Annotated in this window: 22 protein-coding genes; 15 read left to right on the top strand and 7 right to left on the bottom strand. The window is 64.4% G+C overall.

What is annotated here, in order from left to right:
- Positions 1–60: 60 nt before the first annotated feature.
- On the top strand, positions 61–1,863 hold the full coding sequence (rpsA, locus tag ACO076_RS04630; RefSeq protein ID WP_421725560.1) for a 30S ribosomal protein S1: 1,803 nt from the start codon (positions 61–63) through the stop codon (positions 1,861–1,863).
- Positions 1,864–1,923: 60 nt separating this feature from the next.
- Here the strand turns inward: rpsA and ACO076_RS04625 are convergent, their stop codons facing one another.
- Complete coding sequence (locus tag ACO076_RS04625; protein WP_421725559.1) at positions 1,924–2,544, bottom strand: glutathione S-transferase family protein; 621 nt, start codon at positions 2,542–2,544, stop codon at positions 1,924–1,926.
- A 122-nt stretch (positions 2,545–2,666) separates the two neighbouring features.
- Here ACO076_RS04625 and sppA point away from each other — a divergent pair, with 122 nt between their 5' ends.
- The 3 genes from sppA to ACO076_RS04610 all read left to right on the top strand — a co-directional run bounded on the left by sppA (position 2,667) and on the right by ACO076_RS04610 (position 4,343).
- Entirely contained in the window at positions 2,667–3,665 is a 999-nt protein-coding gene (sppA, locus tag ACO076_RS04620) for a signal peptide peptidase SppA (protein WP_421725558.1), read from the top strand.
- Positions 3,665–3,946 (top strand): integration host factor subunit beta, encoded by a 282-nt coding sequence (locus ACO076_RS04615; protein WP_421725557.1) that lies wholly within the window; start codon positions 3,665–3,667, stop codon positions 3,944–3,946. The genes sppA and ACO076_RS04615 overlap by 1 nt, the downstream gene beginning before the upstream one ends.
- A gap of 61 nt (positions 3,947–4,007) precedes the next feature.
- Positions 4,008–4,343 carry a lipopolysaccharide assembly protein LapA domain-containing protein gene (locus tag ACO076_RS04610; protein WP_421725556.1) on the top strand — a complete coding sequence of 112 codons (336 nt, stop codon included), beginning with the start codon at positions 4,008–4,010 and terminating at the stop codon, positions 4,341–4,343.
- A 10-nt stretch (positions 4,344–4,353) separates the two neighbouring features.
- On the opposite strand, the gene ACO076_RS04605 is transcribed toward ACO076_RS04610, so the two are convergent.
- Positions 4,354–5,055: a GntR family transcriptional regulator gene (locus ACO076_RS04605; RefSeq protein WP_421725555.1), complete on the bottom strand. Its 702-nt coding sequence runs from the start codon at positions 5,053–5,055 to the stop codon at positions 4,354–4,356.
- 216 nt (positions 5,056–5,271) lie between these two features.
- Between ACO076_RS04605 and ACO076_RS04600 the strand changes: the two genes are divergently transcribed.
- Positions 5,272–6,192 carry an MBL fold metallo-hydrolase gene (locus ACO076_RS04600; RefSeq protein ID WP_421725554.1) on the top strand — a complete coding sequence of 307 codons (921 nt, stop codon included), beginning with the start codon at positions 5,272–5,274 and terminating at the stop codon, positions 6,190–6,192.
- 111 nt (positions 6,193–6,303) lie between these two features.
- Positions 6,304–6,675 (top strand): SH3 domain-containing protein, encoded by a 372-nt coding sequence (locus ACO076_RS04595; RefSeq protein WP_421725553.1) that lies wholly within the window; start codon positions 6,304–6,306, stop codon positions 6,673–6,675.
- A 3-nt stretch (positions 6,676–6,678) separates the two neighbouring features.
- Here the strand turns inward: ACO076_RS04595 and ACO076_RS04590 are convergent, their stop codons facing one another.
- The 4 genes from ACO076_RS04590 to ACO076_RS04575 all read right to left on the bottom strand — a co-directional run bounded on the left by ACO076_RS04590 (position 6,679) and on the right by ACO076_RS04575 (position 10,289).
- Positions 6,679–6,978: a hypothetical protein gene (locus tag ACO076_RS04590; RefSeq protein ID WP_421725552.1), complete on the bottom strand. Its 300-nt coding sequence runs from the start codon at positions 6,976–6,978 to the stop codon at positions 6,679–6,681.
- 143 nt (positions 6,979–7,121) lie between these two features.
- Positions 7,122–7,991: a sugar phosphate isomerase/epimerase family protein gene (locus ACO076_RS04585; RefSeq protein ID WP_421725551.1), complete on the bottom strand. Its 870-nt coding sequence runs from the start codon at positions 7,989–7,991 to the stop codon at positions 7,122–7,124.
- Positions 7,992–7,995: 4 nt separating this feature from the next.
- A complete protein-coding gene (locus ACO076_RS04580) occupies positions 7,996–9,159 on the bottom strand; it encodes a dihydrodipicolinate synthase family protein (RefSeq protein ID WP_421725550.1) in 1,164 nt (387 codons plus the stop codon).
- 5 nt (positions 9,160–9,164) lie between these two features.
- A complete protein-coding gene (locus ACO076_RS04575; RefSeq protein ID WP_421726670.1) occupies positions 9,165–10,289 on the bottom strand; it encodes a Gfo/Idh/MocA family protein in 1,125 nt (374 codons plus the stop codon).
- Between the two features lie 235 nt (positions 10,290–10,524).
- On the opposite strand from ACO076_RS04575, the gene ACO076_RS04570 reads away from it, so the two are divergent.
- From ACO076_RS04570 to ACO076_RS04530, 9 genes are all read left to right on the top strand, one after another.
- Positions 10,525–11,538, top strand: a complete 1,014-nt coding sequence (locus ACO076_RS04570) for a Bug family tripartite tricarboxylate transporter substrate binding protein (RefSeq protein ID WP_421725549.1) — start codon at positions 10,525–10,527, stop codon at positions 11,536–11,538.
- A 59-nt stretch (positions 11,539–11,597) separates the two neighbouring features.
- Positions 11,598–12,101 carry a tripartite tricarboxylate transporter TctB family protein gene (locus tag ACO076_RS04565; protein ID WP_421725548.1) on the top strand — a complete coding sequence of 168 codons (504 nt, stop codon included), beginning with the start codon at positions 11,598–11,600 and terminating at the stop codon, positions 12,099–12,101.
- A 9-nt stretch (positions 12,102–12,110) separates the two neighbouring features.
- Positions 12,111–13,634: a tripartite tricarboxylate transporter permease gene (locus ACO076_RS04560; RefSeq protein ID WP_421725547.1), complete on the top strand. Its 1,524-nt coding sequence runs from the start codon at positions 12,111–12,113 to the stop codon at positions 13,632–13,634.
- On the top strand, positions 13,607–14,293 hold the full coding sequence (locus ACO076_RS04555) for a TetR family transcriptional regulator (protein WP_421725546.1): 687 nt from the start codon (positions 13,607–13,609) through the stop codon (positions 14,291–14,293). The genes ACO076_RS04560 and ACO076_RS04555 overlap by 28 nt, the downstream gene beginning before the upstream one ends.
- Positions 14,294–14,319: 26 nt before the next feature.
- Positions 14,320–15,354, top strand: coding sequence for a Gfo/Idh/MocA family protein (locus ACO076_RS04550; RefSeq protein WP_421725545.1), 1,035 nt, complete (start codon positions 14,320–14,322; stop codon positions 15,352–15,354).
- Between the two features lie 108 nt (positions 15,355–15,462).
- Complete coding sequence (locus tag ACO076_RS04545; RefSeq protein WP_421725544.1) at positions 15,463–15,969, top strand: cytochrome b; 507 nt, start codon at positions 15,463–15,465, stop codon at positions 15,967–15,969.
- A 65-nt stretch (positions 15,970–16,034) separates the two neighbouring features.
- Entirely contained in the window at positions 16,035–16,844 is an 810-nt protein-coding gene (locus ACO076_RS04540) for an SDR family NAD(P)-dependent oxidoreductase (RefSeq protein ID WP_421725543.1), read from the top strand.
- A gap of 74 nt (positions 16,845–16,918) precedes the next feature.
- A complete protein-coding gene (locus ACO076_RS04535; protein WP_421725542.1) occupies positions 16,919–18,448 on the top strand; it encodes a YifB family Mg chelatase-like AAA ATPase in 1,530 nt (509 codons plus the stop codon).
- 160 nt (positions 18,449–18,608) lie between these two features.
- A complete protein-coding gene (locus tag ACO076_RS04530) occupies positions 18,609–20,330 on the top strand; it encodes a PQQ-dependent sugar dehydrogenase (protein WP_421725541.1) in 1,722 nt (573 codons plus the stop codon).
- A gap of 117 nt (positions 20,331–20,447) precedes the next feature.
- Here the strand turns inward: ACO076_RS04530 and ACO076_RS04525 are convergent, their stop codons facing one another.
- The gene (locus tag ACO076_RS04525; RefSeq protein ID WP_421725540.1) at positions 20,448–20,801 is read right to left on the bottom strand and encodes a hypothetical protein; all 354 of its coding nucleotides are present in this window, start codon (positions 20,799–20,801) and stop codon (positions 20,448–20,450) included.
- Positions 20,802–20,897: the final 96 nt, after the last annotated feature.

Genomic DNA, 20,897 nt, shown 5'->3' with positions numbered 1-20,897 from the left:
CGCGATCTCGGCCGATCAACACCAACCGGCGGCGGGCGCGTCGTCGTACCCGGAGTATCAATGTCTGTAGCTCAACAACCGTCCAAAGAAGATTTTGCCGCCCTGCTCGAGGAGAGCTTTCTCGCCGAGGAGCAGAGCGAGGGAAGTGTTGTCAAAGGTAAGGTCGTCGCCGTCGAGAAGGACCTCGCGGTCATCGATGTCGGTCTGAAGACCGAGGGCCGCGTCCCACTCAAGGAATTCAGCGTCGCCGGCCAGGACGCCGAGATCGGCGTCGGCGACGAGGTCGAGGTCTATCTCGAACGGATCGAGAATGCCCTCGGCGAGGCCGTTCTGTCGCGCGAGAAGGCGCGCCGCGAGGAAAGCTGGGTGCGCCTGGAAGTCTCGTTCAACAACGGCGACAAGGTGTCCGGCGTCATCTTCAACCAGGTCAAGGGCGGTTTCACAGTCGATCTTGACGGCGCCGTCGCCTTCCTGCCGCGCAGCCAGGTCGATATCCGGCCCGTGCGCGACGTCACCCCGTTGATGCATACGCCGCAGCCGTTCCAGATCCTCAAGATGGACAAGCGGCGCGGCAACATCGTCGTCTCCCGCCGTACGGTGCTCGAGGAGACCCGCGCCGAACAGCGGTCCGAGCTGGTCCAGAGCCTCGAGGAAGGCCAGATCATCGACGGCGTGGTCAAGAACATCACCGACTACGGTGCGTTCGTCGACCTCGGCGGCATCGATGGTCTGCTCCACGTCACCGACATCGCGTGGCGGCGGATCAACCATCCGAGCGAGGTCCTGACCATCGGTCAGACGGTCAAGGTCCAGATCATCCGGGTCAATCACGAGACCCACCGGATTTCGCTGGGCATGAAGCAGCTCGAAGCCGATCCGTGGGAGGGCATCGAGGCCAAGTATCCGATTGAGGTCAAGTTCAAGGGACGGGTCACCAACATCACCGACTACGGCGCCTTCGTCGAACTGGAACCGGGCATCGAGGGGCTGATCCACGTCTCCGAGATGTCGTGGACCAAGAAGAACGTCCACCCCGGCAAGATCGTCTCGACCTCGCAGGAAGTCGAGGTGATGATCCTCGAGGTCGACCCGGTCAAGCGCCGCATCTCGCTCGGCCTCAAGCAAACCCTCGACAATCCTTGGGACAGCTTCGCCGCCAACCACCCGGTCGGCTCCACGGTCGAAGGCGAGGTCAAGAACAAGACGGAGTTCGGTCTGTTCATCGGCCTCGAAGGCGATGTCGATGGCATGGTCCACCTGTCGGATCTCGACTGGAACCGCCCCGGCGAACAGGCGATCGACGACTACAATCGCGGCGATGTGGTCAACGCCCAGGTGCTCGATGTGGATGTCGAGAAGGAGCGCATCTCGCTCGGCATCAAGCAGGTTGGCGGCGACCCGTTCGTCGCGGCCGCCGGCGAAGTCCGCAAGGGCTCGGTGGTCACCTGCGAGGTTCTCGAAGTCAAGGACTCTGGCCTCGAGGTCAAGATCGTCGACACCGATCTGACGACGTTCATTCGCCGTTCCGACCTGTCGCGGGATCGGTCCGAACAGCGGCCGGAACGCTTCGCCCAAGGCGAGAAGGTCGACGCGCGGGTCACGAACTTTGACAAGAAGGCGCGCAAGGTCTCGGTGTCGATCAAGGCGCTGGAGATCGCCGAGGAGAAGGAAGCGGTGGCCCAGTACGGCTCAACCGATTCCGGTGCCTCGCTCGGTGATATTCTCGGCGCTGCCTTGAAGGCGCGCGGCGACGAAGGCGAGGCCGAGGAGTCGGCCACCGCGGCCACGCCGGAAGCTGAGACCGTCGAGGAATCGCCCGCCGAGGAAACCGCGGCCGAAGAGAGCAGCGAAGAGAAAAGCTGACGCAATCTCCGGCGTCGTTACGAACCAAAAGGGCCCGCTTCGGCGGGCCCTTTTCGATTCCTAGCTGAGCGGCATATCCAGATGTGCGGCGAAGGCCGGCCGTTCCCGTAGGCGGTTGAGCCAGGCCTCGACGTGGGCATGCGGCTCACGGTCGACCGGCAAGCGGTACCAGCGGTTGGCCGTGGCACCGACCGGTATGTCCGCCATGGTGAAGTTGTCGCCGTTGACAAAAGGCCGGTCGGCCAGATGGGCGTCGAGAATTCCGAGCCATCGCTCGCACTTGGCGACGCTGGCGGCGATGGTTTCCGGCGCGGCGAACTCCGCGACATTGCGGATGAGACCGAGGAACACCGGCGCCAGATCCGGGTAGATCGACGTTGCCTGCCAATCCATCCAGCTCTCGGCGTGGAAGCGGGCGTGGGCATCGGTCGGGCACAGGGTCCCAGCGCCATAGGTGGCAGACAGGTAGCGGACAATGACGTTCGATTCCCAAAGGACGAAGCCGTTGTCGTCGATCGTCGGAATGAGCCGGTTGGGGTTTCGGGCCTGATACGCGTCGGTATCCAGGCCGCCGAAGGCCATACCGGCATCGATCCGTTCGTAATTGAGGTCAAGTTCGGCCAGAGTCCACAGGACCTTCTGGACGTTGATCGAATTTGCTCTGCCCCACACCGTCAACATGGTCGCGACCCTAACCGAAGCGATCGCCAGCGTCTATTCCACGGCTTGCCTGATTGAAGAAGAGCGGCTACCCCATCGACGACAGCCGGCGCTGGGGCGCGCCGGCGGCGTGAGGAGGCCGCGTGAACCTGACCCCGGACCAGATCGCTGACCGCCGCAGCTTGCGGCGAAAACTTTCCTTGTGGCGGGTGGTGGCCTTCATCGCCGCGGCCATCGCCCTGATCGCCGCGACGGCGCTGGTCTCTGGCGGCGGCATCATCGGCCTCGGCCTGACCGTCCCGCAGATCGCTCGTGTATCCATCTCCGGCTTCATCACAGAAGACCGGGCGCAACTGCAGATGCTTGAGCGCATCGCCGATGACGACGGCGTTGCCGGCGTCATCGTTGCGATCGATTCGACCGGCGGGGTCACGGCCGGCGGCGAGGCCCTCTACGAAGCGCTGCGGCGTTTGGCTGACGAAAAACCCACCGTCGCCACCATGGGCACGGTTGGGGCTTCCGCCGCCTATATGGCGGCGATCGCCACCGATCACGTCATCGCCCGCCGCTCAACGATCACCGGGTCGATCGGGGTCATTTTCCAGTATCCGGAAGTCGGCGGCCTTCTCGACAAGCTCGGCATTGCCGTCGGGGAGGTTAAGAGCGATCCGCTGAAAGCCGCTCCGTCGCTGTTCAAGCCACCGTCACCGGAAGCACTGGCGGTAATCCAGGGCATTGTCGGCGACAGCTACAACTGGTTCGTCGATATCGTCGCGGAGCGGCGGGATTTTGCCCGCGACGACGCGCTGGTGCTGGCCGATGGCCGTATCTTCACCGGCCGGCAGGCGCTCGATGCCAATCTGATCGATGCGATCGGCGGCGAGGAAGCTGCCCTCGACTGGCTGGAGGATCAGGGTGTCGATCGCGACCTGCCCGTGCGCGACTGGCAGCCGGAGCGACCGAGCCGCAGCCTGCTCTCGGCTGACGTCGTGACCGTCTGGCTGGCGCGACAATTTGGTCTCGCGCCCGACGTTCCCGCCGGCCTCGACCGCTTGTTGCCGCGACTCCCGGTTGACGGTCTCATGTCGGTTTGGCAGGCTCAAGGTGGCGGGAGCAACGGACCCGCGGAAGGGGCGCATTAATGATCAAGTCGGAGCTGGTTCAACGGATTGCCGAGCAGAACCCACACCTCTACCAGCGCGATGTCGAGCACATCGTCAACGCCATTCTTGACGAAATCACCGACGCCCTGGCGCGCGGCGACCGTGTTGAACTCCGCGGATTCGGAGCGTTTTCGGTCAAGAATCGTCCGGCCCGTGTCGGACGCAATCCACGGACCGGCACGCGGGTCGAAGTCACCGAGAAATACGTTCCCTTCTTTAAGACCGGTAAGGAGATGCGCGAGCGTCTGAACAACCGCTGAGCGGCGCTGGTCGCGCCGGCTGATGCCGCGGAACAGGCGCCTCAGTCGCGTACGATAACCGATGCGACGGTTTGTCTTTTACATCCTGGTGGTGCCGCTGGCGGTGGTCCTGATCATCCTGTCGGTGGCCAATCGCCATGCGGTGACCTTATCGTTCGATCCGTTCGATACGATGACGCCGACCCTGTCGGTGTCGGTGCCGCTTTTCGTGCTCCTGTTCGCCGCGCTGGTGATCGGAGTCGTCGTCGGCGGGGTCGCGGTGTGGTTCCGGCAGGGCCGCTGGCGCCGGTTGGCGCGTGACGAGAAGATCGAGATCGACCGGCTGAAGCGCGAAGCGGATGAGCGGCCGCCCATCGCGTCTGGACCGGCACTTCCCGCTGCGCAGAAATCGAGCTAGGGCGGGCCCTCTAGGCCTCAAACAATTCCGGCCGGCGGCTTGCGAAATCGCGGAGTTCGGCGATGCCGGTGTCGAGATGCGCCGCCATCGCGGCTTTGGCGGCCTCGGGATCGTGGACGGCGAGCGCCGCGATAATCGTCTGGTGCTCCGCAACGGTATCCGTCGCGCGGCGGGCGTACGGCAACAGCAAGCGGCGCACGCGTTCCAGCTGTGCTCGGGCGGTTTCGATCGTCTCAGCGACGCGAGGCATCGCCAGGGCGTCCTGAAGCGCCCGGTGGAACCGAAGGTCGAGGCGATAGAATTCGTCGATGTCGTCGGCTGTCAGTGCCGCTTCCTGGCGATCGACGATTCGTTTCAGTTGCTGGACGAGGTCGGCGTCCGCTTCAGGTGCGATGGCCTCGACAGTCGCGGTCTCCAATGATCGTCTGACGAAGTTCGCTTCGGCCACGTCGCCCATGCGTATCCGGGTAACGAACGTGCCCTTTTGCGGTTCGATCTTGACCAGACGCTCGTCGGCAAGGCGGGCGACCGCTTCGGCGAGCGGTTGTCGCGATACGCCAAGCCGGGCGCAGAGCGCCGGCTTGTCGATGCGCGCGCCCGGTGCGAGTTCAAGCTGCACAATGGCGTTGCGCAGTTCTTCATAGACCACCGCGACCTTCGAGAGACCACGACGGGTTGAGCCGGTTACTGCCGACACCCTCTCGTCCAACACGCCACCTCCCTCGTTTCGCTCGTTTGACAGCGGGCCGCCGTCACGGCGGCGGATCATTCCACGGCTAGGCTTGACGGTACCATAGCGACTTCGGTTTTCAGGGGGGAGGGCCCAAGGAACCTCACGCAGCGGTCGAGCGCCTCACACCGGTGCCGGAGGCGATATCGACCGGGAGGCGGTGCAGCTCCAACCTCTCCAACCTCTGGTCTTCGGGCAATGGCCGCCACCACGGTAGCAAACAACGTGCAGTGGCTTGGCGAGACCGCCCGGTCCGTGCCAAAGTCCAAGGCGGGGCGCGTGACATTGGTGGAGACGGTAATGGTTTGCCTCACCCGCACCCTCGCTCTGGCGACCCTCGGCGCTTTGGTTCTTACCGCACCGGCGGTGGCACAGGTGGAGCCGGAGCGCTGCCCGCGCTTCGTCGCCTGGAACGAGGCTCCGATCCCGGCATCGCTCAACGTTGCTGCCCTCCAGGAGGGCGAGGTCCGCCTCACCTTCATCGGCCACGCAAGTTTCTACATCGAGAGCCCGCTCGGCGTGACCGCAGTCACCGACTATAGCGCATCGACCCGGCCGCCGACGATCCCGGATATCGTCACGATGAACCGGGCGCATATCTCGCACTACACCAACAATCCCGACCCGGGCATCCGCTACGTACTCCGTGGCTGGGGCGAGGATGACGTCCCGGCGAAACACGACGTTACCGTCGATGACGTCTGGATCCGCAACGTCACCACTAACGTTCGCGGCGGTTTCGGGACCTCGGCGACCTTGCAGCGCGACCAGAACTCGATGTTCGTATTCGAGGTGTCGGGGCTGTGCATCGCTCATCTCGGCCATTTGCACCACACGCTCACACCGGCCCATCTCGCCGCGCTCGGGCGGATCGACGTGGTGCTCGCCCCGGTCGATGGGGGTTACACCCTCAACGTCAACGACATGATCACGGTGCTGAAACAGATCAACGCGCCGCTGATCATCCCGATGCATTATTTCGGTACCGCGAGTCTCCAGCGCTTCGTCACCAATCTCAGCGAGGATTTCGCGGTCGAAACCAATCCGTTGCCGGTGGTAACCCTGTCGCGGGCGACTCTGCCCCGTGTCCAGACACTCCTGATCGTTCCGGAAGGTTAAGGCGACCTGTCGACCTCGTTCACAGCCGGTTCAGCCGAAATCGGGCATGACCACGCCCAAGGTTGGCGCGTTGCCCGGCTCAACGGACGGGCGAGACAGGAGACAGGGACCATGAATTTCATCCGGACCGGGATCATCGCCATGATCGCTACGGTGGCGGTAATCGTCGCGCCGCTTCCGTCGGCGAACGCCGCGGCGTTCTACGCCTGGTCGATCATCGACGTACCGCCGGGCGACACGCTCAACGTCCGTGCCTGGCCGAGCAACCAGTCACAGATCCTCGTCGCTTATCCGAATACGACGGTTCTTTCGATGACCGGCAAATGCACCGGCGGCGTCAGCCTCGATCACATCGCCGGCTGGCCGGCGTGGAAACAGCGCCAAGCGGTGCGCTACCAGTGGTGCGAAACCTGGGTCGACCCCTACAGCACGGGCGAATATCGCACCGCCTGGATTTACGGGAAGTACATCGAGCCGGCGTAGCGGCTATTCCCGACGGTTCGGGTCTGGATCGCCGGCGACGCGATAGTCGATCTCGATGGTCGGGCCGTCGCCGCGGCGCTTCTGCTGGGCGGCGGCCTGCTCGCGCATCGCCGCCTGGATCTTGCGCCAGCGCCACCAGCCGACGGCGATTAGAATCGCGACCAGCGGGAGCAGGATGACCGCGAGCGTCAGCGACAGGAGAACGAAGGCGACGGCGACGCCGATCGCCAGAGCCGAGCCCAGAACGACGGCGATCCGGGATTGCCAGCTGTTCGGCTGAAACTGGATGGTTCGGTACTGCATACGTTTGTTGCCTCCGATCACCGGTATGTGGAGGCCGCGCTCGGCCCCTGCAAGGGAAGCGCCAGTGTTGACACACTTTGATACAACTCCGGTCTCCGGTGTCGCTAGCGTGTTCGGCAAGAAGACGCCCGGCCGGAGCCACTTCAACAAGCGGTGTGATAGCGCTCGATCATAACGGTCAGGACCTCGTCGAGCGGCCGCGCCCACCAGGCATCGGACAGGATCTCGACTTCGCACGCACCGTCGAAGCCGAGCGCCTCGACGGCGGCGCGCAGCTTCGGGATTTCGATCACTCCGTCGCCCATCATGCCGCGATCGGTGACCAGATCGGCAGTCGGTGCCAGCCAGTCGCAGACGTGGAAAGCAAGGAGGCGGTCCCGTCCCATCCGCTCGATTTGCGCCATGACCTCGAAGTCCCACCAGACGTGATAGACGTCAAGGGTGATGCCGAGGCCGCGGTTGCGGTCCGGATCGAGCGCGTCGCAGATGTCGAGGGCCTGGCGCAGTGTGTTGACGCAAGAACGCTCGGCGGCGGTCATCGGGTGGAGCGGCTCCAGAGCGAGCGGCATACCGACCGTCTCCGCATAATCGAGCATGGCCGCGAGGCCGTCCGTCACTTGCGCGCGTGCGTCGGCGATGTCGTTTGAAGGTGCGGACTCAGGCCGGGCGTATTGCGGCAACCCGCCGACGACAATGACGAGGCACGGCGCGCCCAGGGCAAGCGCCTCGTCGACCGCCCGGCGGTTGTCGTCGCGCTCGGCCTGGCGATGGGCATCGTCGGTGGGGAACAGGCCGCCGCGGCAATAGCCGGAGAGCAAGAAGCCGCTATCCTTCACGGCGCGGACCGCCCGATCGAGGCCGACCGCTGCGACCTGATCGCGCCATGGCGAAACGACCGAGATGCCGTGTCGAGCTGCAGCGTCGAAGATGGTGAGGAGATCGCCTTGGGCCCGGACTGTGGCTGTGTTGAGCGACAGATGACGCAGGTCCGTGTCGGCGGCGAGATCGCGCATCGGTTCAGGCAATCCCGTGGAGCGCCAGATACGTCTTCAGCCGGGCCGTCGCCGCATCGGGATCGACGATCAACCCTGCCGCGTCGGCGAGGCGGGCGACGGCGGACAGATGTATGACGGAACGGGCGCTCTCCTGCCCGCCAACCATGGTGAAGTGGTCCTGGTGACCGTTCAGCCAGGCGAGGAAGACGATGCCGGTCTTGTAGAAGCGAGTCGGCGCCTCGAAGATCAGCCGTGACAGCGGCACGGTCGGCTCCAAAGCGGCGCGGAAGCCGGCCTCGTCGTCGGCAGCGAGTTTTGCCAATGCTGCAGCCGCCGCTGGGGCGATGGCATCGAAGATGCCGAGCAGGGCGTCGGAGTGGCCTTGCTCGTCGCCGAAGATCAGATCGGCGAAGTTGAAGTCGTCGCCGGTGTACATACGCACACCTACCGGCAACTGGCGCCGCATCTCAACTTCCCAACGCTCCTCCAGTAGCGAAATCTTGATCCCGTCGACCTTGTCGGGATGGGCGGCGATGACGTCGAGGGCGATCGCCATCGCCGTCGGGATGTCGTCGGTGCCCCAATAGCCGGCCAGCGCCGGATCGAACATGGCGCCGAGCCAGTGGAGGATCACCGGTTCCCGCGCTTGCCCGAGTAGGCGGCCGTACACCGTGCGATAGTCGTCCGCCGACTTCGCGACTTTGGCCAGTGCCCGGCTCGCCATCAGGATGATCGGCGCACCGGCCGCCTCGACCGCTTCCATCTGGGTTTCGTAGGCGGCGATGACGTCGTTGACAGTCCGCGCGTTGGTGGGGTCGAGGTGATCGGTGCCAACCCCGGCGGCGAGCTTGCGGTGACCATCGGCCTTGGCGGCGTCGGTGGCGCGGCGGATCAATTCGAGCGCGTTCGGCCAGTCGAGGCCCATGCCGCGTTGGGCGGTGTCCATAGCTTCGGCGACCGAGAACCCGAGCCCCCAGAGATGACGGCGATAGGCGATGGTCGTATCCCAATCGATTGCCGCATCGAGCCATGGGTCATTATCGGTCAGCGGATCGGAAACCACATGAGCGGCGGCGAAGGAGACCCGGTTGAAGACACCGTCAGCGGTGGCAGGGAACGGGCTGGCGTCGCCGAACCGGAAGGGTTCGAGAATTCCGTCGGCGGTAGGGAGTTGAAGCTCGGACATGATGCTCAAGCCGGCAAAGCCGGGACATCGACCCAGCGGCGGTCGCGCCAACTGTCGAGACCGGCATCGACGAGCTGCAGGCCCTTAGCGCCCTCGCGCAGCGAAAACGTCCATGGTCCATCGTCGACCACGTGGCGGATGAACTGCTCCCATTGATTACGGAAGCCGTTGGGATAGGTCTGGGTGTCAGGGATTTCCTGCCAGTCGGCGCGGAAGTCGTGGGTCTGGCGTTCGTCCGGGTTCCAAACCGGCCGTGGCGCGGCAACGTGCGGCTGCACCTTGCAGGTGGTCAGCCCAGCGACCGCCGAGCCGAGGGTGCCATCGACCTGAAACACGACCAGGTCGTCGCGGTAGACCCGGGTTGCCCAGGACGAGTTGATGGTGGCGATCACGTCGCCGTCGAGTTCGAACGTGGCGTAGGCGGCGTCGTCGGCGGTCGCCTTGTAGGGCTTGCCGGCTTCGTCGATCCGCTCGGGGATATGGGTCGCACCGAGGCACGAGACGGAGGTCACCGTGCCGAACAGATGATCGAGCACGTAACGCCAGTGGCAGAGCATATCGAGGATGATGCCGCCGCCGTCTTCCTTGCGATAATTCCAGGACGGCCTCTGAGCGGGCTGCAGGTCCCCCTCGAACACCCAGTAGCCGAAGTCGCCCTTGACCGACAGCATGCGGCCGAAGAAGCCGGCCTTCCTCAGCATGGCGAGCTTGATGAGGCCGGGCAGGAACAGTTTGTCCATGACCACCCCGTTCTTGACGCCGGCGGCTTCCGCCAGCCGTGCCACTTCCAGGGCCTCGTCGAGCGTGGTGGCGGTCGGCTTCTCGCAATAGACATGTTTGCCGGCCGCGATCGCCTGAGCGAGCACCTGCGGGCGCATCTGGGTGGTGCCGGCGTCGAAGAAGACGGTGTCTTCGGGATCGGCGAGGGCGGCGGCGAGATCGGTCGACCAGCGTTCGACCCCATGCGCTTCGGCAAGGCGCTTCAGTTTGTCGGCGTTGCGGCCAATCAGGATCGGGTCGGGGACAACCCGGTCGCCCGATGCAAGCACAACGCCGCCGTCGGCGCGGATCGCGAGGATCGAACGGATGAGATGCTGGTTGGTACCCATCCGCCCGGTGACACCGTGCATGATGATGCCGAGACGACGGTCTGCCACGATAGCCGCTTCCCCTCCTTTGCCGGCTTGGTAAAGACGATCCGGCGTCCATAAGTAACAGAACAGTTACTAATCGACCCCAGGTCGCGAGTCAATCGCCAGCGCACGCAAATAACTGGTTAGTTATTTACAACGGCGCTCTCCTTCCATAGGATGCGGCGCCGATCGAGCGTTCGTGGCGCTCGGATCGACCCTAAGGGAGGAACTCATGAAGAGCTTTGCACGCGCTGCCCTGGCAGCGTCCATGTTGACTGTACCGGGTCTGGCGCTCGCCGCTGACTGGCAGCCGGATCGCCCGATCAACATCATTGTTCCGTGGTCCGCCGGCGGCTCGACCGATCAGGTGACTCGCGTCGTTGCACCGATTCTGGAGGAGGCGCTCGGCCAGCCGGTGGTGGTTGTCAACCAGCCCGGCGCGTCCGGTGCGACGGGCACGCAAGCCGCGCTCGATGCCGAACGTGACGGCTACACCTGGACCGCCAATGCTGTCGCCAACAACGCCACCTACGCCATCACCGGCCTGATCGACGACACATCGATTGGCGACTATCGCATTTACCTTCACGTCGCCAACGTACCGGTTGTCAGCGTCAATGCGGACTCCGACATTGCCGACATGGGTGCGTTCCTCGAAGCGATGAAGGGCGGTGAGACGCCGACCGTGGCGACCGCTGGCGTCAACTCCTCCGGTGGCATGGCATTGGCGGCGTTGAAGGAAAGCGGTGGCGGGGACGGCCGGATGATCGCCTATGACGGTGGCGCCCCGGCGGCGCTGGCGGCGGCTGGCGGCGAAGCGCTGGCGACCACCCAGCTCGCCTCCGAGCAGGCCGAACTGATCAAGGCAGGCAAGCTTCGTCCGCTTGCGGCGCTGGCCGACCGGCCACTGGAGATCGAAGGCATCGATCCGATCCCGCCGATTACCAACTGGCTGCCGGACATGAACGTCTCGGCCGACTATTTCGGCATCCTCATTCCGGTCGGTGCACCGGACGAAGTTTACGCCACCGTCGACAAGGTCTGGGGAGAGAAGGTGATGAACTCCGAGGAGTTCAAGAAGTACGCGCGCGAACGCGGCGCCTTCTTCGATCCGTCTTTCGGCGAGGCCGCGCTTGAGAAGGCGATGCCGGTCATCATCACCGAGGCGTGCGCACGGGTTGCCCGCGACGAGGCGGTGGTCGATCCGAGCACGTATGGGATCGACTGCGCGATGGCCGCCGAATAGACCAGATCCAATCGAAACCGCGGGCGGCGGACGTCCGCGGTTTCTCGATCGAGTTCGCTATGAACGATCAACGCATGGCCCGCGCCGACCTGGTGACCGGCGCGGTGTTGTTCGCTTTGTCTGTCGCGTTCGTCGTCGGCTCCTGGAACATGGATCGCCTCGAAGCGCGGCGGATTCATCCTTTCAGTGCACCGGGGGTGACACCCGGCCTGCTTGGCTTGGCGCTTGGAGTAACGAGTGCGCTTCTGGTTGTTCAGGCGGTGCGCAAGGGCGGTCTGACCGGCTGGGGCGACCTGGCCCGCAACGGTTTCAAGCTCACCGACGCCGGACGCCGGCTCCTCGGCGCGATCGTGCTTTGCCTGTTCTACCCGCTGGTTCTGATCGGCACCTTGCCGTACTGGCTGGCGACGACGATCTTCGTCACCGGGTTCATCTTCGCGTTTGAATGGAACCAGCCGAGCCCGCTCTGGCAGCGTCTGGCCTGGGCATTCGGCATCGGTGTCGTTGTCGGCGTCGGGATCAGCTATGTGTTCACCGAGCTGTTCCTTGTTCGGCTCCCATAGGCGGCGGCGATGAGCGGCCTTTCTTTCTTTGGCGATGCGCTGTTGTCGCTGATGACTTGGCAGACTCTGTTCGACGCGGCCTGGGCCACCCTGCTCGGCATCATGATCGGTTCGCTACCGGGCCTGACCGCCACGATGGGTGTCGCGCTCCTGACGACGCTCACCTACCAGATGCAGCCCACCCAAGCGATCCTGATCCTGATTTGCATGTATGTCGGCGCCATCTACGGCGGCAGCCGAAGCGCCATCCTGCTCAATATTCCCGGTACGCCGGCCAACGCGGCGACATCGCTCGACGGCTATCCCCTCGCCCATTCCGGCCGCGGCGGGTACGCCATGGGGATCGCCACCAGCGCATCCGCGATCGGCACGGTGATTGGCATCCTGTTCCTGGCTGTCAGCGCGCCCCTGCTTTCCGACCTCGCGCTCGATTTCGGTTCGTTCGAGTTCTTCTGGCTCGCCCTGTTCGGGGTCATCATCTCCGGCCAGCTCACGGCGATGGGTAATCCGCTCAAGGGCTACATCGCCGGTATCCTCGGGCTTTTGGTGGCAATGATCGGCATGGAGGGCATCCATGCCCATGTCCGCTTCACGTTCGGCATCCGCGACCTGCAGGGCGGCATCGGCCTGATTCCGGCGATGGTCGGCGCCTTCGGTTTCGCCGAGGTGCTGACCGTGATGCACCGCAAGCGCGCCGAGATGGTCTCGACCAAATTCGACCGGGTGCTGCCGCGACTGCGCGACCTTTGGCGCTACAAATTCACCGCCGCCCGGTCCGGGGTTATCGGCACGTTCGTGGGCATCATCCCTGGCGTTGGCGAGGACATTGGCGCCTGGGCGTCCTATGCGGCGGCCAAACGCACCAGCAAGGAAGCCAAGGATTTCGGCAAAGGCTCGGTCGAGGGTCTGACGGCGGCCGAGACCGGCAACAGTGCCGTCGTGCCCGGCGCGCTGATCCCATTGCTGACGCTTGCGATTCCCGGATCGGCGCCGGCCGCCGTGCTGCTCGCGGCCCTGTACATCCACGATGTCAATCCGGGGCCGATGATCATGATCAACCAGCCCACATTCGTGTATCAGATCGTGGCGATGCTGTTGATCGCGACCATCGGTATCACGATGTTCGGGTTGTCCCTGACCAAGCCGCTGCTCACGGTGTTGCAGATTCCCCGCGAGCGTCTCATGCCGGTGGTCTTTGTGCTCTGCGTTGTCGGTCCCTACGCCATCACGCAGCGGTTCTTTGACGTTCTGGTCGTGCTGTTCTTCGGTGTGGTCGGCTTCTTCCTGAGGCGGATGGGCTATCCAATGGCGCCGCTGGTCCTCGGCATCATCCTCGGGACGCTGATCGACAAGAACCTGCGGCGTGGGCTGACGCTGACCGACGGCGACCCCTCACCTTTCTTCACACGGCCGATCAGCATGATCTTCTGTATCCTGGTGGTGCTCACCATTCTGTTGAGCATCGGTCCGGTCCGTCGGGCCGCACAGGGCATTGGGAAGCGGGCGTGGTCAATAGTGGCGAGAAAGAGCTGATGCGGGCGGAACCGGCGGCACCGTCACCGCGTAAGACCGCCCATCGGCCGCGCAACCCCGAACGCACCAAGCGCGATATCCTGGTCGCGGCGCGCGCCGAGTTCTGCGACTATGGCCTCGATGGCGCCCGGGTCGATCGGATCGCCGAGCGGGCGGCTGCCAATAAACGACTGCTCTATCATTACTTCGGTAACAAGGAAGCGCTCTATTCGGCGGTTCTGCTGGAAGCCTATCGCGAGATCCGTGCCGGCGAGCAGAAACTGGCGCTGGAGGCGCTGGAGCCGGAAGACGCCATGCGCGAATTGGTCCGCTTTACCTTCGACCACTTCCGCAAGAACCCGTGGTTCGTCCGGCTTTTGTCGACCGAGAACATGCTCCACGCGGAGTATCTGAAGCGCATCCCGGAAATCCCGAAACTCCACTCGCCGATCGTCGAGCAGCTCGGCGAAGTGCTCGCCGCCGGTCAGCGCGAAGGGGTCTTCCGCAAGGGCGTCGATCCGGTCCAGCTCTATATTTCGATAGCCAGCCTCAGCTATTTCTACTTCTCCAACCTCAACACCCTGTCGGTGATCTTCAAGGTGCCGCTGAAATCCAGGAAGCAGATGACCGCGCGCCGTGACCACGCCGAGGATGTGGTGCTCGGCTACCTGCGCGCCTGATCCCGACCATCCAACGGAGCCACATCATGTCCACTCAGCCCGGTTTTGCCTTCGCCACGATCGGCATCAATCACGGCCACATCTACGAACAAACCCGGGTGATGATCGACGCCGGGTGCTGGCTGAAGTCTTTTTACGCGCCGGAAGACGATCTCGCCGCCGCCTACACCAAGGCGTTTCCCGACGCGAAGCGCGTCACCGACGAGCGCGCCATTCTCGAGGACCTGGAGGTCCGCCTGGTTCTCGGTGCCGGCATCCTGTGCGAGCGCGCGCCGATGGCGGTGCGGGCCATGCGCCACGGCAAGGACGTGATGCTCGACAAGCCCGGCGCCACCAGCCTCGAACAGCTTGCCGAGCTTCGTGACGTTCAGGCCGAGACCGGTCGGATCTTGTCGATCCTTTATTCGGAACACTACACCCAGCGGGCGACCATCGCGGCCGGCGAACTGGTCAAGGCCGGCGCCATCGGCCAGGTGATGCAGACCACCGGTTTAGGACCTCATCGCGAGGGCAATTATGCGCGCCCGGATTGGTTCTACGACCGCGACAAGACCGGTGGCATTCTCTGCGATATCGGTTCGCACCAGGCCGAGCAGTTCCTGTTCTTCGCCGGCGCGAACGCGGCGGAAGTCGTCTCGGCCCAGGTCGCTAATTTCGATCATCCGGATCATCCGACCTTCGAGGATTTCGGTCAGATGCTGATTGTCTCGGACAATGCCACCGGGTTCGTACGCGTCGACTGGTTCACTCAGGACGGCCTGCCAGTTTGGGGCGACGGGCGACTAATCGTCCTCGGTACGGAAGGCACCATTGAACTGCGCAAATACATCGACATCGCCGGCCGGCCGCATGGCGATCATCTGTTTCTGGTCGATGGTGACGGTGTCCGCCACATCGATTGTTCGACCACGGAGATCACCTACGGCCGTCAACTGCGGGACGGCGTGCTGAACCGCACCGAAACGGCGATGACTCAGGCGCACTGCTTCCTGGCGACGGAATTGGCTCTGAAGGCACAGGCAATGGCTACCCGGATCGGCGGCAACCGGCCGGCTGGCTGAGGCGGGCTGATACAAAGCGATACATTCCAGGCAAACGCCAGCAACATTCGACTGTTATCTCTCTGGCCGTGCGGCGGGTGAACCCGCCAGCAGGAAGGGCGAAGAGAGATGTCAGATCCCGATCGAGCGGTTCCAGCGCCAACGGCTTACTCGCTCAGCCAGATCGTTCTCCATTGGTCGATCGCGGCACTGGTTCTCTGGCAATTGTTCTTCAGCGACGATCCGCCGGAGAACCGGGCCGGCGCGGCGGCGCAGGGCTTCTGGACCGAAATGCTGACGTCGAGCCACTTGTGGGCCGGCTTTGCCATCCTGGCGCTGGTCGCCGTGCGGATCGCGATCCGCTTGAGACGTGGCCCGCCGCCGCCGGTCCCGGACGAGGGGCGCGTTCAAGCCGCCACGGCCAAAGTCGTCCACGCATTGTTCTACGGGCTCCTCATCTACATGCCTGTGACCGGCATCCTCGCCTACTATTTCAACCTGCCGCTTACGGGTCTCCATGAACTGGGCGAGCCGCTGTTCGTCGGCCTCATCGCCATCCACGTCATCGCCAGCCTGTGGCATCAGTTCGTGCTCCGCGATGGTCTGTTCCGCCGCATTATTGTGCCGGCCGGCTGACCCTGGACTGGCGAATCTGGCCGAGCCTCCCCAGATGAAGCGCGTCATCCAACGAGGGGAGGATCATGGCCGAGACCAACGACACGGATGTTGCGCCGATCGCGCTGGTGACTGGCGCCAACCGCGGCCTCGGGTTCGAAACCGCGCGGCAGCTCGGCCGCAAGGGCTACCGGGTTATTCTCACCGCGCGGCGATCCGCGGATAGCGAAAAGGCAGCGGCGCGCCTGCGGGACGATGGCGTCGCGGTCGAAGCGCGCACCCTCGATGTCACCGACAGGGATGGTATCGCTGCGCTTGCCGCGGACCTCAAGAAAGACGGCGTCAGCCTCGACGTGTTGGTCAATAATGCCGCCATTGCCCTCGATGGCTTCGATGCCGATATCGCCGCGCGGACAATCGCGGCGAACTATGCAGGCCCCCGCGACGTCACTGACGCGCTGGTCGATCTGATACCGGACGGCGGAACAGTCGTCATGGTTTCGTCAGGCGCCGGCGAGCTCACCGGTTTTGCCCCAACCCTGCGCCGCCGGTTTCTCGATCCGGACCTCGACCGCGCTGCCCTCGACGACCTGATGGCGCAATTTGTCGAGACCGTCGGCGACGGCAGCTACGAGCAGGTCGGTTGGCCCGGATCGGCGTACAAGGTGTCCAAGGCTGGCTTGAACGCACTGGCCCGGATCTTCGCCGAAGAACTGGCCGGCCGGCACATCCGCGTCAACGCGGTCTGTCCCGGCTGGGTGCGGACTGACATGGGCGGCCGTTCCGCGACGCGCAGCATTCCCGAGGGCGCGGCGTCGATCCTCTGGGCCGCGACACTCCCCGACGAGGGGCCGACCGGCGGCTTCTTCCGCGACGGCGAGCCGATTGCCTGGTGAGTCATTTGTTCTCTTAATGTTCTTGTGACTCGGGCCGCTTTCCGCTATGGTTGAGCCATCGCGGAGGGCGCGGCATGGTTACCCACGTCACGACGGTTGCCTTTCAGGGGATCGAAGCGGTCCCCGTCGACGTTCAGGTGCAGATCGCGCCGGGCGGGCCGTATTTCGCTATCGTCGGCCTGCCGGACAAGGCGGTGGCGGAGAGCCGCGACCGGATTTGGGCGGCGCTTCATGCGACCGGCCTTGCGCTGCCGCCGAAACGGATCACCATCAATCTCGCGCCCGCCGATCTCCCGAAGGAAGGCAGCCACTACGACCTGCCGATCACGCTCGCACTGATGGCGGCGATCGGGGCGCTGCCGGCGGACCAGCTCGGCGACTACGTGGCGCTGGGCGAACTGGCGCTCGATGGCACGATTTCATCGGTCGCCGGGGTACTGCCGGCGGCAATCGCCGCCAACGGCCTGGGGCGGGGGTTGATCTGCCCGGCGGCCTGCGGCGCCGAAGCTGCCTGGGCGAGCGGCGACATGGCGATCCTGGCGCCCCGCAGTCTGATCGCCATGGCCAACCATTTTCGCGGCACCCAGGTGCTTTCGCGCCCCGAAGCGGCGATGGCGACGGGCGACATCGCGTTGCCCGATCTCGGCGACATCAAGGGCCAGGAGTCGGCCAAGCGGGCGCTCGAGGTGGTCGCCGCCGGCGGTCACAATCTCCTGATGGTCGGCCCGCCCGGCGCCGGCAAGTCGATGCTGGCGAGTCGGTTGCCGTCGATCCTCCCGGCCTTGTCGCCGGCGGAGTTGCTCGAGGTCTCGATGATCGCTTCGATCGCTGGCACGCTCGAAAACGGCAAGCTCACCGCGCGCCGGCCGTTCCGCGCGCCGCACCACTCCGCCTCGATGGCAGCCATGGTTGGCGGGGGCATCCGGGCCAAGCCCGGCGAGGCCTCGCTCGCCCATCATGGTGTCTTATTCCTCGACGAGATGCCGGAGTTTTCACCGCAGGTACTCGATTCGCTGCGCCAGCCACTGGAGAGCGGCGAAACCATGATCGCTCGCGCCAACTACCGGATCAGCTACCCGTCCCGATTTCAGCTCGTCGGCGCCATGAATCCCTGTCGCTGTGGCATGGCCGGCGAGCCGGGCCACACCTGCCGGCGCGGTCCGCGCTGCGTTGCCGATTACCAAGCGCGACTCTCCGGGCCGCTACTCGATCGGATCGATGTGCGGATCTCGGTGCCGGCGGTCACTGCCAGCGACCTGATCATGCCGGCGCCGGCGGAACCGTCGGCGGCAGTGGCAGTGCGGGTGGCGGAAGCGCGCGCCATCCAGCGGGAGCGCTTCGCCGCACTCGGCTCGTCGATCGGCAGCAACGGGCAGTGCGCCCCGGACGTCATCGAAAAGACCGCCGCCCTTGATGCGCCCGCGCTCGCGCTGCTCAAATCGGCGGCGGAAGCAATGCAGCTCTCGGCCCGCGGCTATCACCGGGTGCTGAAGGTCGCGCGGACCGTCGCCGATCTCGACGGGGTCGATGCAGTCGGCCGCGTGCATCTTGCCGAAGCGCTCTCCTATCGAGGCGCCGGCGAAGCCTTGGCCGCCGCAGCCTGACGATTAGCCGGCTTTTTATTCGAGTTTGAAGCTATTGATATCGGTGCTGGCAAGGCTCCGGAAACGATTCACATCCAACGCCGTCAGCCTGCATTGAACCGCCACAGTGCCACCCTAGTGTTGCGATCGGGGTCAGCGGGCGCGACGAACGGGGACGTAAATGGCGGCGACCAACGGCGACGACATTCTCAAGGGCACCAGTGGCGCGGATACGATCAAGGGCAAGAAGGGCGACGATGTCATCTTCGGCTATGACGGTGACCAGACCGGAGACGGTGTTGGCGCGATCGATGCGGTGCTGGTCGGCTCCGGCTTTGGCGGGGCGCTGTTCGCCGCGTCGGCGCCGGGCCGACCCGACGAGTTGTTCGTCGTCCAGAAGAATTCCGGTGAGATCGACATTCTCGATCCGGACACGGGCCAATTCACCCCGTTCCTGGACATCGACGGACTGTCGACCTCGGGAGAGCAGGGATTGCTGGGCCTGGCCTTCCATCCGGACTACGAGACCAACGGCCTGTTCTATGTCCATCTGACCAACGCTGTTGGCGACATCGAGATTCGCGAGTATGCGCGCGACGAGCTCGATCCGGATAGCGCCTCGTTTTCCAGGCTGATCCTCGAAGTCCCCCACCCGGACGCAACCAATCACAACGGCGGGTCGATGGCTTTCGGCCCCGACGGCTACCTCTACATCGCGCTCGGAGACGGCGGTGCCGACGCCAACACCGCCCAGGATAAGGACGACCTGCTTGGCTCGATCCTGCGCATCGATGTCGACAACACGGATCCCGGCAAGGAGTACGCTATCCCCACCGGCCCCGACGGTAATCCCTTTGTCGGCGAGCCCGGCGAAGATGAGATCTGGGCGTGGGGCCTGCGCAATCCGTGGCGGATTTCATTCGACAAGGACGGCAACCTGTTCATCGCCGATGTCGGCCAGAATTCGCGGGAGGAGATCAACTTCCAGCCGGCGTCGAGCGACGGTGGCGAGAACTATGGCTGGCCCGGCGCTGAGGGCACCCTCGGCACGCCGCCCCCCGGCGCCGTCGCACCGGTGTTCGAATACAGCCACGACCTCGGCCGATCGGTGACTGGCGGCTATGTCTATGACGCGCCGGGCCAGGCTTTGGATGGCGCCTATTTCTTCGCCGATTTCATCACTGGCCGGCTGTGGACGCTGGTGATGGACGGCGGCGTTGCCACCGAGGTCGTCGACCGGACCAGCCAAGTGATCAGCCCCGATGCCGCGATCAGCCAGATCGCTTCCTTCGGGGTCGACGGCAACGGCAACCTCTATCTGGTCAGCTTGTCTGGCAACATCTTCCGGCTAGACCCGGCCGAACATGCGGACGATCTCGCCGACATTCTGAAGGGCGGTCGCGGCAGTGATAAAATCTATGGCGGCCCCGGCGACGATGAGCTGGTCGGCGGCCGCAACGCCGATGTGCTGAAAGGCGGCTTCGGCGAGGACACGCTGAAGGGCGGCAAGGGTGGCGACAAGGTCCGCGGTGGCGCCGGTGACGACGAAATCTCCGGCGGCAAGGGCAACGACGACCTCGGGGGCGACGATGGCGCCGACTGGTTCCGCTTCGACACCAAGCTCGATCCCGACTCCAATGTCGACCGGATCAGGGACTTCGAGACCGATGTCGATCTGATCGTCCTCGACGGCAGTGTCTTCACCAAGATCGGCAGCGTGCTGGGGGGCGGCGAGTTCCACATCGGCAAGAAAGCCGCCGACGGCAACGACCGCATCATCTACAACGATGACAACGGCAAGCTGTTCCATGACGAGAACGGCGCCGGTGCCGGCAAGAAGACCCTATTCGCCAAGCTGGACGCAGGCCTCTCCCTCGACGCCGACGATTTCCTGATGGCGTAGGCGGACATCGCGCGACGACCGTGACCGTCGCCGGGACAGTTATGCGGTCGTCAATCGCTCAGCAGGCGAGACAGACCTAACTGCAGCGGAGTGATGAGCGATTCGATCGGTGACCTATCACCTGCAGTTCGATATGTCGTAGGTGATTGTTCTCACCGAGGGTCGCGTCACGGTTCCCACCCGCTTCAGCGTGCAGGTGAAGCTGCGCCCCGCCAGCCGAGCCAGGTTAGCGTAGGCTTTCTTGTTCTTGCGCTCCCAGACCGACGAACTGATGAAAAAATTGTCTGGGTTCGATTTCTTGGCGCACTTCATCGCAGCATATTTGTGACCACTGCTTGTTCCTGCCGTTACTTTGCAGATGCCTTGTTCGGCAGCCGCCGGCCCGGCAGCGGAGAGGGTGATTCCCAAGGCGATTGCCAAGGTCGCGGCGAACGAAACGCTGCGGTGTCGGAAAGGTTGCGCCAGCTTCATGTCATCTGTTCCCTATTGTCGTTCTCAACCGAATTCCGCCGCCCGCTTCCCGCCAACGTCAACTCGGATCAACCAAGGGTTGGCTGTCACCATAGG

The sequence above is a fragment of the Bauldia sp. genome (assembly GCF_965232525.1).
Taxonomy (GTDB): Bacteria; Pseudomonadota; Alphaproteobacteria; order Rhizobiales; family Kaistiaceae; genus Bauldia.
Note: the sequence above shows the minus strand (reverse complement) of the source record. Positions and strands in the feature narration are given on the sequence as shown.